The sequence below is a fragment of the Salinibacillus kushneri genome (assembly GCF_900111405.1).
In the GTDB taxonomy this organism is placed as follows: domain Bacteria; phylum Bacillota; class Bacilli; order Bacillales; family Alkalibacillaceae; genus Salinibacillus; species Salinibacillus kushneri.
In genome coordinates, this window is record NZ_FOHJ01000004.1 from 114,410 (window position 1) to 128,805 (window position 14,396).

The window sequence follows — 14,396 nt, forward strand, 5'->3', positions numbered from 1 at the left end:
ACAGAAAAAATCATCACAGGACAATGCTCATGAATTGATAGGGGGTATGCTTTTGACGAATACTATTACGGAAATACGTGAGAGATTTAAGGACAGTCCATTTATCTCACATATTGGATTAGAAATTGTTGATTTTCAGGAAGGAAACATACAACTTAAACTGCTTGTTAAAGAAAAATTGTTTAATGTTAATGGAACCATGCATGGCGGGGTTCATGCAACTGTGCTCGATACGGTAATGGGGATGACAACTCGTTCCATTACGAAAGCCCCTTGTTTAACCATAAATTTAAATATCCATTACCTGTCTCCGAGTAAAAGTGGTGTTGTATATGCAAAAGGAAGCATCATTCATCGGGGCTATCGAATGGCAACGGTTGAAGGGGAAATGACGGATTCTGACGGTACAATTCTCGCTAAAGGAATTGGAACCTTTAAGCTATTACGGGATAAGGAAATAAAGGAGGTATATAAGTAATGGAAAAACCGTGGTTAAAACATATAGTTGAGGGAAACCCAAAGGAAGTAGAGATACCTGAAATTTCTCTTCCGCAGCTGCTTAACGAATCTATTAAAAAATATCCCAACCATACAGCGATGACGTTTTTTCAAAAAACATATAGCTATGATCAATTAATGGAGTCGGTTAAGAAAGTGGCAGCATCCCTGTACAACTTGGGAATCAGTAAAGGGGATCGTGTGGCTATTATGCTGCCAAATTGTCCACAATATCCAATCAGTTATTATGCTGCGTTAATGTGTGGAGCAACGATTGTTCAAATCAATCCGATGTATAAATCATCAGAATTGTTACACGTACTGAATGATACAGAAACAGAAGTGATCATTGCTCTTGATAAAACGATTCCTTTGATTGAAGCCATTCAGCAACAGACCTCGTTACAGACTATTATCGATGTCTCTTTTGAAAACGATTGCAAATTTAATGAATTGCTGGCAGATAGGCAATTACATGTCCCGGATATTCAAATTGATCCAAAAGAAGATATTGCCGTACTGCAATATACAGGAGGCACAACAGGGCGTTCAAAAGGCGCTATGCTTACACATTATAATTTAGTGGCCAATACCTTACAAAGTGCTGCGACTTCTAAAGTAAAAACAGATGAAGGCGAAGAGAGAATACTGGCTATTTCACCATTGTTCCATGTTTACGGAATGACTAGTGCGATGAATTTGAACTTTCACATTGGCGGAAACTTGATTTTAGTACCTAAATTTGAAGTCGAACAAGTAGCACAAATAATTGAGCAGTCAAAACCAACGATTTTTCCGGGTGTGCCTACCATGTACAATGCTTTACTAAATTACTATAAAGAGCATCATTTTGATTTAAGCGTTTTAAAAACGTGTATTAGTGGGTCAGCCCCTCTTCCAGTGGAAATGTTGAACAGTTTTAATGAATTGAGTGGAACAACGGTTGCAGAAGGATATGGTCTATCTGAAGCCTCACCTGTTACTCACCGAAACCCTATTGCTGGTTTACAAAAAGCAGGAAGCATCGGAATTCCAATTCCAAATACTGATGCTAAAATAGTAGATTCTGCTACTGGTGAAGAATCAGTACCTATTGGAGAGGTTGGAGAGTTAGTCGTAAAAGGTCCGCAAATTATGAAAGGTTATTGGGGAATGCCGGAGGAAACGCAGCAGGTGTTGAAAGACGGATGGCTTTATACAGGTGATTTAGCAAGGATGGATGAAGACGGTTTCTTCTATATTGTTGGTCGGAAGAAAGAGCTGATTATTGCCAGTGGCTACAATGTGTATCCAATCGAAGTAGAGGATGTGCTTTATACACATCCAGGTATACTGGAAGCTGCTGTTATTGGTGTTCCGGATAAATATAGAGGAGAAACAATCAAAGCAGTTATTGTTTGTAAAGAAAATGCGTCTCTTACTGAAGAAGAAGTAATAGCACACTGTAGAAATAAACTTGCAGCTTATAAAGTACCACGAATTGTCGAGTTCACAGACGAATTGCCAAAAACAGCAGTAGGGAAAATTCTAAAAAGGGCTTTAAAGGAAGAAGCAAACATGTAATCTTTTTATCATACTAACTAGTTAGTATTTTATAAATATAAAACAGGGAGTGAATTAAATGGATTTACGATTAACAGAAGAGCAGAAGATGGTACAGGAAACGATTCGAAAGTTTGTGGAAAAGGAATTAATGCCGCTTGAAAATGAGGTATTAAAAAATGAGCGGGAAGGAAGACCAAGTATATCCAAAGAGAAAGAAAAAGAATTGCAATTAAAGGCAAAAGAATCAGGATTCTGGGGAATTAATACCCCTAGTGAATATGGTGGGGCCGACCTTGGACAAATGATGCAGGCGATCGTAACTATGGAAGTGGCAAAAACTTTTGTTCCATTCAGCTTTGGTGGATCTGCTGATAATATTCTTTATTACGGAAATGAGGAGCAAAAGGAAAAATATCTCATCCCAACGATTAATGGGGATAAAAAGTCCTGCTTTGCGATGACAGAGCCTGATGCGGGTTCGGATACAAGAAATATTAAAACAACAGCCATCAAAGACGGAAATGAGTGGGTCATCAACGGTGAAAAAACCTTTATCACAGGCGGAAATGAAGCTGATTTCGTAATGGTTATTGCCATTACTGATAAAGAAAAACACGCAGAAACCGGGCGTGAGGGTGTTACCTGCTTCATTGTTGACCGGGATATGGGCTGGAAATCTGAGTATATTCACACAATGGGTGAATGGGGGCCAGCTAGTCTTATTTTTGATAATGTTAGAGTTCCTGAAGAAAATATTTTAGGAGAATTACATGGAGGTTACAAGCTAGGATTAGAGTGGATCGGTTTTGCCAGATGGATTGTTGGTGCTCGAGCAGTTGGAACAGCTGAGCGTTTACTGCAAATGGCCATTGATTACGCAAAAGATCGTAAAACCTTTGGAAGGCCAATTGCTGACAGACAGGCAATTCAGTGGCAAATTGCTGATTCAGCCGTAGAAATTGAAGCAGCAAAATGGCTAGTCCTAAATGCAGCATACACATTGGATAATGGAGAAGATAATCGTCATCTCGCTTCAATGGCTAAACTCTATGGTTCAAATATGGGAAATCGTGTGGTAGACCGGGTCCTTCAAATTCATGGCGGAATGGGTTATACACGAGAATTACCTATAGAACGTTGGTATCGTGAAGCCAGATTATGGCGCATTTATGATGGTACAGATGAAATTCAACGACTCATTATATCTAGAAATCTATTAAAAGGCCATGTAAAAATTGGAGATTTCATATAAAATTAAGAATAGAACGAATATTAAAAATAGATAGGAGGAATCAAAATGAGTAATCGATTTGATGGAAGAGTAGCATTTGTAACAGGAGGCAGTCGCGGAATAGGGAAGGGGGTTGCTACGCGATTTGCTGAAGAAGGAGCAAAGGTTGCCATTATTGATGTAAATGAGGATGCATTAAATGAAACCTATAACGAGTTTCAGGAGAAGGGCTATGAGATCTATGCCAAAAAGGCAAATGTAGTCAATACTGATGAAGTAGAGTCTGCAATGGAAGAAGTTGTTTCCAAATTTGGTTCCCTTGATATATTGGTCAATAATGCGGGGGTTATTCGTGATAATCTTCTCTTTAAAATGACAGATAACGATTGGGAACAGGTCATGGACGTCCATTTAAAGGGATCTTTTAATGCTGCTCGTGCAGCACAAAAATATATGGTTGACCAAAAGTATGGCCGCATTATTAATACCTCTTCAACTTCAGCACTAGGTAACCGCGGCCAAGCCAACTATTCTACAGCGAAGGCAGGTTTACAAGGGTTAACTAAAACGTTGGCTATAGAACTTGGTAAATTTGGTATTACGGCTAATGCAGTAGCTCCTGGATTTATTGAAACGGATATGACAAAAGCAACTGCAGAAAGAATTGGCATCTCCTTTGAAGATTTAGTTCAGGCAAGCGTAAGTCAAATTCCTGTTGGCAGAAGTGGAAAACCAGAAGACATTGCTAATGCTGTTGCGTTTTTTGCTGATGAGAAATCTTCATTCGTAAATGGTCAGGTGATTTATGTAGCGGGCGGACCAAGAGACTAATGAATAATGGAAAGGAGCGCTGAGAAATGCTCAAAGATTACATTGGAAAAACCTCCAATAAAGTAAAAAATACAGTAGAACGTGGTATGGTAAAAAGGTTTGCAGAGTCTATCGGTGACTCACATCCAATCTTTGTTGAAGAAACATATGGTAAAAGGTCAAGGTCTGGTCAAAATATCGCACCTCCAACCTTCCCACGTGTATTTGAGTATGGGGAAATTGAAGGATTGCCATTGCCTACTAAAGGACTCATTCATGGCGAGGAGACCTTTCATTATGAAAGACCCTTATTAGTTGGGGAAGAAATCTATTGTTATTCAGAGGCCAAAGACTACTATGAGAAAAAAGGCAAAAATGGGCTAATGGGGTTTTTTATTTTAAAACGTTACGGTGAAGATTCTGCTGGTAAAGTCATCTTTACCGAGGAACAAACAGTCATTATCACGGAGGCTGTAAGAAAGGCGATGACCGTATGACTAGTATAGTAGAGTTAAAACCAAATGAAGCTTTGGAAGGGGTTACATTAGAGCCGGTATCAAGATTAGATCTCATAAAATACGCCGGGGCATCCGGTGATTTTAATCCTATTCACACCATTGATGAAGAGGCAACAAAAGCAGGACTTCCCGGGATTATAGCTCACGGAATGTGGACGATGGGAAACTTAGGAAAACTATTTACTCCTTATTATGAACAAGGATTTATACAGGATTTTCAGATTCGCTTTTCTGGTATGGTTTTTTTAAATGATGTCATCACTTTAAAAGCAACGGTGGAAAATCAAACGGATAAACATATGGATTTTCATGTAGAAGCCGTAAATCAGGATGATAAAGCGGTCATTAAAGGCAAGGTTCGATTTGTGACCTATTAAAATTCAACTACTCTGGCTCTTGACCTCTTATTCAAGTTATCCAGAAATCAAAAATGAATAAGGGGTCAAAGCTGAATGAAAAAATGATGCAGGAGTGTGGTTTATGAATTTTGAATATTCCGATAAAGTGAAAGAATACGAAGTGAAATTGAATGATTTTATGGAAGAGTATGTTTATCCCAATGAAAACATCTACAGTGAACAGCTGAATGAACAGAATCGATTTGCGAACATTCCCCCCATTATGGAGGAATTAAAGCAAAAAGCAAAAGAACAGGGATTATGGAATCTGTTTTTGCCAGAGAGTGATTATGGTGCCGGACTTTCTAACCTTGAATATGCTCCGCTCTGTGAGATTATGGGCCGGTCAGCGATAGCTCCTGAAGTTTTCAATTGTGCAGCACCTGATACGGGTAATATGGAAGTGCTGGTTCGCTATGGGTCACAAGAACAAAAAGATAAATGGTTAAATCCTCTTCTAGATGGTGAAATTCGATCCTGTTTTTCCATGACAGAACCTGATGTGGCATCATCTGACGCAACCAATATTCAGTCGAGTATTGTCCGTGATGGTGATCAATACATCATTAATGGGACTAAATGGTGGTCATCAGGAGCTGGGGATCCACGCTGTAAAATTGCGATTGTGATGGGTAAGAATGACCCGCAAGCTCCTAAATATAAACAACAATCTATGATTCTAGTTCCACTTGATACACCTGGAGTAAACGTCAAACGAACCTTACCTGTCTTCGGATATGATCATGCTCCACATGGTCATGCGGAAATCGAGTATAACAACGTCAGAGTACCAGCTTCCAATATGATTTTGGGTGAAGGCAGAGGCTTTGAAATTGCTCAAGGAAGGTTAGGACCAGGGCGTATACATCACTGTATGAGAACAATTGGCGCAGCTGAGCGAGCGCTGGAAATTTTATGTAATCGGGTGCAAAGCAGAGAAACGTTTGGAAAAAAACTTGCCCAGCAAGGGGTTATCCAAGAATGGATAGCAGATGCCAGAATGGAGATTGAACAAGCGAGATTATTAACATTAAAAGCGGCCTACATGATGGATACTGTTGGAAATAAAGAAGCGAAGGCTGAGATAGCTATGATTAAAGTGGTAGCACCTAATATGGCTTTGAAGGTGATTGATCACGCAATCCAGGCTCTTGGAGCTGCAGGTGTAAGCGAAGATTATCCACTGGCAGCAAGCTGGGCAAATATTCGTACGTTGCGTTTGGCGGATGGACCGGATGAAGTACATCTTCGTACAGTAGCAAGACAGGAATTGAAAAAGTACCAATAATTCAACGGGAGGATAAACCCATGCATGTAAATGAATTGTTTGATTTAACGGGTAAAACGGCTATTGTTACAGGTGGCGGCCGCGGATTAGGGCAACAAATTGCTCAGGGTTTTGCTGAAGCGGGTGCAAATGTTGTGTTGTGCTCAAGAAGGGTTGAAAACTGTGTAGAAATAAGTGAAACACTGCAGAAAAAAGGCATAGATACAATGGCGTTAAAATGTGATGTTACAAATTCTGACGATATCGAACAAGTGGTTAACAAAACATTAGAACGTTTTGGCAGAATCGATATTCTTGTTAACAATAGCGGAGCATCGTGGGGCGCACCTGTTGATGAAATGCCGTTAGAAGCCTTTCACAAAGTTTTGAATGTAAATGTTGTCGGAACCTTTTTGATGTCACAGGCTGTTGGCAAGGTCATGACTGAGCAGAAGTATGGAAAAATTATCAATATAGCATCCGTAGCCGGTTTACGTGGATCAGATCCTAAATTCATGGATGCCATTGGCTATAATTCCAGTAAAGGAGCCGTTATTACTTTTACAAAAGATTTGGCTGTGAAATGGGGTCCTAGAGGAATTTTTGTCAATGCCATTGCACCAGGCTTTTTCCCGACTAAAATGTCAAAAGTACTTATCGAGCACGGTGGGGATGAAATGCGGAAACGTACCCCGTTAAGAAAATTTGGTGGAGAAAATGATTTGAAAGGCGTTGCATTATTTTTAGCGTCAGCTGCTTCTGATTTTGTAACAGGTGAGACAATTGTTGTGGATGGAGGAACGAATGCGATGTAACTCTAAAGTCAATACCACGACTTTTTCAAAGGAGAGGGATAAAAGTGAAAAGAGATGCAGTGATTGTTTCAGCAGTCCGCACACCAATCGCAAGACATGGAGGTGCATTAGCTTCTGTTCCCGCTCATGTGTTTGGAGCAGAGGTCATAAAAGAAGCTATCAGCAGAGCTAATGTTAAGGCTGAGCAAATTGACGATTGTATTATAGGAAATGTTTTAAGCGGTGGTGGAAATATTGCCAGATTAACAGCTCTCCAAACGGGCCTATCATTAAATATCCCAGGATTAACGGTTGATCGACAATGTGGGTCAGGTATTAATGCGGTAGTTCTTGCGTCCCAGGCTATTCAGGCAGGGTCAGGAGATATTTATGTGGCTGGGGGAACAGAAAGTATGAGTCGGGCTCCTTATCTTATGGACCGACCAGATAGAGCTTACAGCCCAGTTCCGCCTAAAATTCGAAAGTCCCAGCTTTCCCCTCAAGAAATTGGTGATCCTCCAATGGGGATAACGGCAGAAAATTTGGCGGAAAAATATCATATTAGTCGTGAAGAACAGGATGAATTTGCCCTTCGAAGTCAACAACGAATGTCTCGTGCAATGGAAGAGGGGCGATTTGATGAACAAATCGTACCCATTGAAGTACCTGTAAAAAAAGGAGATGCTTTCGTATTTGAGAAGGATGAACATCCTCGACCAGAAACAACATTAGAAGGGCTTTCCAAATTAAAACCCGTCTTTAAAAAGGAGGGAACAGTTACTGCCGGCAGTAGTTCAGGCTTAAATGATGCAGCATCTGCGCTTGTTGTGATGTCAAGAGAAAAAGCAGATGAGCTAGGATTAAAACCATTAGCAACAATTCGTCAAGCTGCTGTAGCTGGTGTAGACCCCAATATAATGGGGATTGGCCCTGTCCCAGCAACTCGGAAAGTTTTAGAAAAGAGTGGCTACAGATTGGATGATATGGATTTAATAGAACTAAATGAAGCATTTGCTGCTCAGGTACTTGCTGTAGATCGAGAACTAAAGATGGATCCGAATAAATTAAATGTCAATGGTGGAGCAATTGCTCACGGTCATCCACTTGGAGCAACAGGAGCTATTTTAATGACTAAAGCCGTTTATGAATTACAGAGATCTAATGAGAAACTTGCTCTTATAACAGCATGTATCGGTGGAGGGCAAGGGATTTCTGTCATTATGGAACGAGAAACATAATAAGGAAGAGGAGGTAAAAGATGTCTGAAACGATCCCCATTCGCAAGGGAGAAGAACTGGATAAAGTGATTATTGAACCCTTTTTACGCAAACACATTCCAGATTTACCAGATGCTCCCTTGGAGATTACACAATTTAGTGCCGGCCGTTCGAATTTGACCTATGCTTTAAAGATTGGAGATTGGGAAGGAGTTCTTAGACGTCCTCCCCTGGGTCCTGTTGCACCAAAAGCACATGACATGGAGCGAGAATATACCATCCTTAAAGAAATCCATCCATATTTTTCACCCGCACCTAAACCATTCGTCTTAGCAGATTCCACAATAATTGGAAGACCCTTTTTTGTAATGGAAAGAAAACATGGCATAGTATTAGATTCCCACTTTCCTGAAGGTGTTGAGGTTACAGAAGAGCTTTGTAAACAAATATCAGAAAAAATGGTAGATACTTTGGTAAATCTTCATAGCATTGACTACAGGAAAACGAGATTAAAAGAAATGACAAAACCAGAGGGATTTTTAGAAAGGCAGGTTCATGGATGGATTAAACGGTATGAAAGGGCCAGAACAGATGAAATTGAAGGAGTGGAACAATTAACGAAATGGATGTCAGGTCACATTCCTGTCTCCCCGGAGCCAGCCATTATTCATTATGACTTTAAGTTTAATAATTCCATGTTTAACGAGGATTTTAGTGAAGTCATTGGAATATTTGACTGGGAAATGACGACAGTAGGGGATCCATTAGCAGATTTAGGCGTTGCTATGAGCTATTGGATTGAAGGGGATGATTCAAATCTATTAAAACGAGGATTAGGTGATGAGCCGATAACAGCATATCCAGGTTTTATGACTAGAAGAGAATTTATGGAGTCTTATGCAAAAAAGAGTGGTCGTGATGTTACACATATGAATTTTTATCTGACTTTTGCCTATTTTAAATTAGCTGTCATTTGCCAACAAATCTATTATCGTTATAAGAATGGTCAGACTCAGGATGAAAGGTTTGCAAATTTAAACCTTTTTGTTAAAAATTTAATTCATTATGCTTCTGAGATGGCAAGTAAGAAAATTTAAACCTGAAATTGAGGTGCTTTAAATGGGGAAAATTCATGTTTTGTTAAAAAAGGAAGAATTAAATAAAGAAAAACTGCAAGGGGATAAACTTGTTGTTGTTTTTGACGTTTTACTTGCCACCTCAACCATTACAACAGCACTACAATACGGAGCCCGTAATGTTATTCCAGTATTAAACGGGGAGGAAGCCAAGCGGGTTGCTCGTAGTCAAAAGAAAGATTCATACCTTCTTGTAGGTGAATATGAGGGATTGCCTTTAGATGGCTTTCATTCCCCGAATCCAAATGCCTTAAGAGGGAAAGTTTATGATAAGACTATGATTTTATCCACTACAAATGGGACAGTAGCTATTCGAAATTCTATTTCAGCTAAGTTTGTTTTTGTTGCTTCCCTATTAAACTCCAGATATGTAGCTGAACAATTAATCAAACATTTTAAAAATGAAACGATTATTCTGGTATGTTCTGGCTCATCAGGGTCATTTAATGCGGAGGATTTCTATGGAGCCGGGCATTTTATCCATTCACTTCATGAACAATCACATATGAACTGGACTCTATCTGATTCTGCATTTGCTGCGTATGAATTTTATAAAGGCAAACAAAATGTGAGTAAAGAAGTTCTTAAAGCATCAAGGGTAGGTCAAATGTTAACGAGATTTGGGTTTGAAGAGGAATTAGCATTTGTCTCTCAACAAGATGTTTTCCCCGTGGTTCCTTATGTTAACGATGATACGTTTGTGGTAGCGGAGCAATATCAAAAGAAAAGGAGAGAGATTCATGGTACAAACTGAAACGAAACATTTATTAGTTCAAAAATTTGATGGGGTAATGCAGCTTACGCTTAATCGACCTGATAGCTTAAATGCCTTTAGTCCTGATATGATGCTAGGCCTCAAAGAGTCAATGGAAGAAGCAAAAAATGACGATTCCATTCATGTGATTATTCTTTCTGGCGCTGGGCGTGCTTTTAGTGCGGGTGGAGATGTAAAAACAATGGGAACCAGTAATCCACTCGCAACTTATAATCATATCGGAAATCTTAATGAGCTGATTTTAACTATGAGGAATCTGGAAAAACCCATTATTGCTGCAGTACACGGCTATGCTGCAGGGGCAGGATTTAATCTCGCGTTAGCTTGTGACATGATTCTAGCAGCCGAAGAAAGTAAATTTGTCTTAAGCTTTTCTAAAGTTGGTCTCAGTTCAGACGGGGGAGGGCTTTATTTCCTTCCGCGATTAATAGGTCCTTATTTAGCTAAGGAATTATTATTTACTGCAGAACCAATTACTGCAGAGAAGGCACATTCTTTAGGGATTGTAAATCACACGTATCCCTTAGAAGAATTTAAAGATCAGGTTGAAAGATTTGCAAATAAAATTGCTGCTGGGCCATCTGAGGCATATCAATTTATTAAAAAGATTGCCAACCAATCCTATCATTCAACTTTAGATGAGATTCTGGAACTGGAAAGAATCTCACAGGCAACGATTGTTACAACAGACGGCCATAAAGAAGGTGTTCAAGCTTTTAAAGAGAAAAGAGAGCCAGATTTCAACTAGAAATGATAATTTAACACATAAATGGAAGCGTTTGCAAATAAAGAGTTAAGAATAGTTAGAGTTATACACTCTGGCCATATGCCTCCATTTATGGATAGAGAAAGGGGAGAGGTGTTTTGGATGTACTCCTTCAACAGCTTTTTAATGGGCTGACGATTGGAAGTGTTTATAGCTTAGTCGCGTTAGGATTGACTCTTGTTTATGGAATTTTACACATTCCGAATTTTGCCCATGGTGCTTTGTATATGGTGGGGGCTTATATTACCTATACGATTATGACCTCCTTGGGATTACATTATTTACTTTCAATCCTTACTTCCATTATTGCAGTTGGAATGATTAGTGTGTTAATGGAAAGACTGGTTTTTCATCCTTTAAAAGATTCAACGCCCATCCAGCATAAAGTTGCAGCGATAGGTATGCTCCTATTTCTAGAGTCGTTTGCTCAATTGATTTGGGGGGCAGACTATCAGCAAATGGAAACCCCTTTTGGGCAAGTTATTGACTTTTTTGGATTAACGGTAACGATGCAGAGGCTGATTATTGTAATTACGGCTGTAGTCGCGATGATTTTACTTTATTTATTTCTCAAAAAAACATTTACAGGAGCTACAATCATTGCGATGGCTCAAAATCGGGAAGGGGCCCATTTAGTTGGAATTAATACGAATAAGGTTGCCATGCTAACCTTCTTTATTTCAGGTGTTTTAGCTGCGCTTGGCGCTTCCCTAACCTCACCTATTAACCTAGTATTTCCGAGTATGGGGCATCTTGTGATCTTAAAGGCTTTTGTGATTATTATTATTGGGGGAATGGGCAGTATTCCCGGAGCCATATTAGGCGGTTATATCATAGGATTTAGTGAAAGTATTGGGGCAACCTATATATCGAGTGACTATAGCGATATTATTTCCTTTGCACTGTTAGTCATTATTTTAACCATTAAGCCTCAAGGGATTTTTTCAAAGGGGGGAGTATAATGGCAGCATTTTTTAATAAACGAAATATCGTTGTTGGATTCATTTTACTGGCCGTCATCTTCCCGTTTATCACCAGAAATGATTATTTTCTTCATGTTATGACGTTAGCATTTATTTGGATGATTGCCGTTTACGGATTGAACTTATTGGCTGGATATACAGGATATTTATCGTTAGCTCATGCCGGATTTTTTGCCATTGGCGCTTATGCGTTTGGTTTATTGACTGTAAAAGCAGGTTTTGGCTTTTGGCCTGCCTTTCTTTTGGCACCAATTATTACGACTGCAATGGGATTTTTGATTGGTTTAATCGCCCTTCGAACCAAAGAACACTTTTTTGCTATCTATACACTTTGCGTAGGTTATATTATTTATTTAGTAATTGATAAATGGGAGGGATTAACAGGGGGTGTAAGAGGACTTATAGGTATACCGGCTCCTTCAAGCATTGGACCTCTTACTTTATCTACTCCAATAGCTCAATACTACTTTGTTTTTGTCATTCTATTACTTGTGATTTTTGTCATTTACCGCATCATCCATTCTTTGACCGGACGCACCTTTATTGCGATCCGTAATAGTGAAGAATTAGCGCTGTCATTAGGTATATCAACTACTAAAAATAAATTAATATCCTTTGTTCTCTCCACCTTCTTCGCAGGAATAGCTGGTGTCTTGTATGCATGCTTTATTCGCTTTATTGGTCCCGATATTGGAAATCTTAACATTACCTTTGACTTGCTTACCTACATGATTGTAGGTGGAATTGGTACGATGTCAGGCCCGATTGTTGGAACCTTGTTAATTGTATGGCTATCGCAAAATCTGCAATTTTTACAGGATTACCGCATGCTTATTTTTGGACCGCTTTTAACGTTAATGGTTATTTTCTCACCGAGAGGAATCTCGGGACTCTTTGCCTTATGGTCTGCCAAACGAACACGTAAGCTAAAACCAAAGACTTCAAATGTAGAAGAACAAGCTTAACAGGAGGTGTATAGATGTTTCTTGAAACCAAACGCTTAACCAAACAATTTGGTGGGTTATTCGCAGTGAAAGATGTGGATTTCTCAATTGAAGAAGGTAAAATTAATGCCATTATTGGACCTAATGGAGCTGGTAAATCAACATTCTTCAATTTAGTAAGCGGGTTATATCGTCCTACTTCAGGGCAAGTTCTTTTTAAAGGGAAGGATATTTCAAACTTAAAGGCTAATAAAGTTGCAAAATTAGGTGTAGCAAGAACCTTTCAGACCACTCATTTATTTGAACAGGCAACGGTTTTTGATAACGTAATTGTTGGCCATCGCTTACGAACAAAAGCCAACCTGTTTGATTCGATTTTTCACACTAAGCGATTAAAACGGGAAGAGGAGCAATGTAAGGAAAAAGCCCTTGAGGTTTTACAATTTGTAGGACTGGAGCATGCTGTTGATCATTTGGTTGCAAATATTTCACAAGAAGAGAAGAAACGTGTGGCATTTGCTCTTGCCCTGGCTACTGATCCGGAAATTGTCTTTCTTGACGAGCCGACAGCAGGGATTAATCCTGACGAAACAGCAGAGTTATCTGAATTAATAGAAAAAATGGCTGAAAATGGTTTAACCATTTGTTTAATTGAACACAAAATGCAAATGATTATGAACTTAGCAGAACAAATTATGGTGTTAAACTATGGAGAAAAAATTGCTCAAGGAACGCCAGAGGAGATTAATCGTAATGAAGAAGTCATAAAAGCCTATTTGGGGGGGAGTACCAGTGCTTGATTTAAAGAATGTGTCTGTAAAATACGGAAATTTTACGGCTATAAAAGATATAAACATTCGAGTAGATAAAGGTGAAATTGTGGTACTTTTAGGTGCAAATGGTGCTGGGAAAAGTACAACGTTTCGTACCATAAGCGGCTTAAAAACACCTTTCAAGGGAAATGTGCTATTGGAAGATGACCTTATTGATAACAAGCCTCCTGATAAAATCGTAAAACAAGGAATTGTGCAATGCGCGGAGGATCGTAAGCTTTTTCCAGAAATGTCAGTGCAGGAAAATATGATGATGGGTGCTTATATACATCGTAAAAAGAAAAACAAAATTAAACAAACATTAAAAGAAGTCTATAAATTATTTCCGGTTTTATATGAAAAAAGAAAAAATCCAGCCGGATCTTTAAGTGGCGGGCAACAACAAATGCTGGCGATAGGAAGAGCGCTAATGTCTAAACCAAAGCTGATGCTATTAGATGAACCTTCTATTGGTTTAGCGCCTTTAATTGTGGAGCAAATGTTTGAAAGCATCAAGCAGATAAACAAGGAAGGTACAACGATTTTATTAGCTGAACAAAATGCTCACGCAGCGTTATCCATTGCCGACAAAGGTTATGTTTATGAAAATGGAAACATTGTAGTTGAGGGTAGTTCAAAAGAGTTGTTTGCCAATGAAGAAGTAAGAAAGGCTTATATAGGGGCTTAAAGAATCTACAACGA

General features: G+C 39.1%; 16 protein-coding genes. All 16 read left to right on the forward strand.

Annotation, left to right across the window (positions count from 1 at the left end; translation table 11 throughout):
- The first annotated feature begins 52 nt into the window (after positions 1-52).
- The 16 genes from BMX63_RS07170 to BMX63_RS07245 all read left to right on the forward strand — a co-directional run bounded on the left by BMX63_RS07170 (position 53) and on the right by BMX63_RS07245 (position 14,382).
- Positions 53-478: a PaaI family thioesterase gene (locus BMX63_RS07170; RefSeq protein ID WP_093133423.1), complete on the forward strand. Its 426-nt coding sequence runs from the start codon at positions 53-55 to the stop codon at positions 476-478.
- On the forward strand, positions 478-2,061 hold the full coding sequence (locus BMX63_RS07175; RefSeq protein WP_093133426.1) for a long-chain-fatty-acid--CoA ligase: 1,584 nt from the start codon (positions 478-480) through the stop codon (positions 2,059-2,061). The genes BMX63_RS07170 and BMX63_RS07175 overlap by 1 nt, the downstream gene beginning before the upstream one ends.
- A gap of 58 nt (positions 2,062-2,119) precedes the next feature.
- The gene (locus BMX63_RS07180; RefSeq protein WP_093133428.1) at positions 2,120-3,295 is read left to right on the forward strand and encodes an acyl-CoA dehydrogenase family protein; all 1,176 of its coding nucleotides are present in this window, start codon (positions 2,120-2,122) and stop codon (positions 3,293-3,295) included.
- Between the two features lie 45 nt (positions 3,296-3,340).
- Positions 3,341-4,105, forward strand: a complete 765-nt coding sequence (gene fabG / locus BMX63_RS07185; RefSeq protein ID WP_093133431.1) for a 3-oxoacyl-ACP reductase FabG — start codon at positions 3,341-3,343, stop codon at positions 4,103-4,105.
- A 26-nt stretch (positions 4,106-4,131) separates the two neighbouring features.
- Positions 4,132-4,581, forward strand: coding sequence for a MaoC family dehydratase N-terminal domain-containing protein (locus BMX63_RS07190; RefSeq protein WP_093133434.1), 450 nt, complete (start codon positions 4,132-4,134; stop codon positions 4,579-4,581).
- Positions 4,578-4,979, forward strand: a complete 402-nt coding sequence (locus BMX63_RS07195) for a MaoC/PaaZ C-terminal domain-containing protein (RefSeq protein WP_093133436.1) — start codon at positions 4,578-4,580, stop codon at positions 4,977-4,979. The genes BMX63_RS07190 and BMX63_RS07195 overlap by 4 nt, the downstream gene beginning before the upstream one ends.
- 103 nt (positions 4,980-5,082) lie before the next feature.
- Complete coding sequence (locus tag BMX63_RS07200) at positions 5,083-6,288, forward strand: acyl-CoA dehydrogenase (RefSeq protein ID WP_093133439.1); 1,206 nt, start codon at positions 5,083-5,085, stop codon at positions 6,286-6,288.
- Positions 6,289-6,308: 20 nt separating this feature from the next.
- Complete coding sequence (locus tag BMX63_RS07205) at positions 6,309-7,082, forward strand: SDR family oxidoreductase (RefSeq protein ID WP_093133441.1); 774 nt, start codon at positions 6,309-6,311, stop codon at positions 7,080-7,082.
- A 44-nt stretch (positions 7,083-7,126) separates the two neighbouring features.
- Complete coding sequence (locus tag BMX63_RS07210; protein WP_093133444.1) at positions 7,127-8,299, forward strand: thiolase family protein; 1,173 nt, start codon at positions 7,127-7,129, stop codon at positions 8,297-8,299.
- Positions 8,300-8,319: 20 nt separating this feature from the next.
- Entirely contained in the window at positions 8,320-9,375 is a 1,056-nt protein-coding gene (locus BMX63_RS07215) for a phosphotransferase family protein (RefSeq protein ID WP_093133447.1), read from the forward strand.
- Positions 9,376-9,397: 22 nt separating this feature from the next.
- On the forward strand, positions 9,398-10,168 hold the full coding sequence (locus BMX63_RS07220) for a 2-phosphosulfolactate phosphatase (RefSeq protein WP_093133449.1): 771 nt from the start codon (positions 9,398-9,400) through the stop codon (positions 10,166-10,168).
- Positions 10,155-10,937: an enoyl-CoA hydratase/isomerase family protein gene (locus tag BMX63_RS07225; RefSeq protein WP_093133452.1), complete on the forward strand. Its 783-nt coding sequence runs from the start codon at positions 10,155-10,157 to the stop codon at positions 10,935-10,937. Before BMX63_RS07220 ends, BMX63_RS07225 begins: the two co-directional genes overlap by 14 nt.
- Before the next feature lie 116 nt (positions 10,938-11,053).
- The gene (locus BMX63_RS07230; protein WP_093133456.1) at positions 11,054-11,917 is read left to right on the forward strand and encodes a branched-chain amino acid ABC transporter permease; all 864 of its coding nucleotides are present in this window, start codon (positions 11,054-11,056) and stop codon (positions 11,915-11,917) included.
- A complete protein-coding gene (locus BMX63_RS07235; RefSeq protein WP_093133459.1) occupies positions 11,917-12,903 on the forward strand; it encodes a branched-chain amino acid ABC transporter permease in 987 nt (328 codons plus the stop codon). The genes BMX63_RS07230 and BMX63_RS07235 overlap by 1 nt, the downstream gene beginning before the upstream one ends.
- Positions 12,904-12,917: 14 nt before the next feature.
- Positions 12,918-13,682: an ABC transporter ATP-binding protein gene (locus tag BMX63_RS07240; protein ID WP_093133460.1), complete on the forward strand. Its 765-nt coding sequence runs from the start codon at positions 12,918-12,920 to the stop codon at positions 13,680-13,682.
- Positions 13,675-14,382, forward strand: coding sequence for an ABC transporter ATP-binding protein (locus tag BMX63_RS07245; protein WP_093133463.1), 708 nt, complete (start codon positions 13,675-13,677; stop codon positions 14,380-14,382). The genes BMX63_RS07240 and BMX63_RS07245 overlap by 8 nt, the downstream gene beginning before the upstream one ends.
- The last annotated feature ends 14 nt before the right edge of the window (positions 14,383-14,396 follow it).

Excerpts from the sequence above, each read along its gene's own strand:
- BMX63_RS07190 (WP_093133434.1), top strand. The coding sequence starts at position 4,132 with ATGCTCAAAGATTACATTGGAAAAACCTCCAATAAAGTAAAAAATACA.
- BMX63_RS07215 (WP_093133447.1), top strand. The coding sequence starts at position 8,320 with ATGTCTGAAACGATCCCCATTCGCAAGGGAGAAGAACTGGATAAAGTG.
- BMX63_RS07220 (WP_093133449.1), top strand. The coding sequence starts at position 9,398 with ATGGGGAAAATTCATGTTTTGTTAAAAAAGGAAGAATTAAATAAAGAA.
- BMX63_RS07225 (WP_093133452.1), top strand. The coding sequence starts at position 10,155 with ATGGTACAAACTGAAACGAAACATTTATTAGTTCAAAAATTTGATGGG.
- BMX63_RS07195 (WP_093133436.1), top strand. The coding sequence starts at position 4,578 with ATGACTAGTATAGTAGAGTTAAAACCAAATGAAGCTTTGGAAGGGGTT.
- fabG (WP_093133431.1), top strand. The coding sequence starts at position 3,341 with ATGAGTAATCGATTTGATGGAAGAGTAGCATTTGTAACAGGAGGCAGT.
- BMX63_RS07240 (WP_093133460.1), top strand. The coding sequence starts at position 12,918 with ATGTTTCTTGAAACCAAACGCTTAACCAAACAATTTGGTGGGTTATTC.
- BMX63_RS07200 (WP_093133439.1), top strand. The coding sequence starts at position 5,083 with ATGAATTTTGAATATTCCGATAAAGTGAAAGAATACGAAGTGAAATTG.
- BMX63_RS07235 (WP_093133459.1), top strand. The coding sequence starts at position 11,917 with ATGGCAGCATTTTTTAATAAACGAAATATCGTTGTTGGATTCATTTTA.
- BMX63_RS07180 (WP_093133428.1), top strand. The coding sequence starts at position 2,120 with ATGGATTTACGATTAACAGAAGAGCAGAAGATGGTACAGGAAACGATT.
- BMX63_RS07205 (WP_093133441.1), top strand. The coding sequence starts at position 6,309 with ATGCATGTAAATGAATTGTTTGATTTAACGGGTAAAACGGCTATTGTT.
- BMX63_RS07175 (WP_093133426.1), top strand. The coding sequence starts at position 478 with ATGGAAAAACCGTGGTTAAAACATATAGTTGAGGGAAACCCAAAGGAA.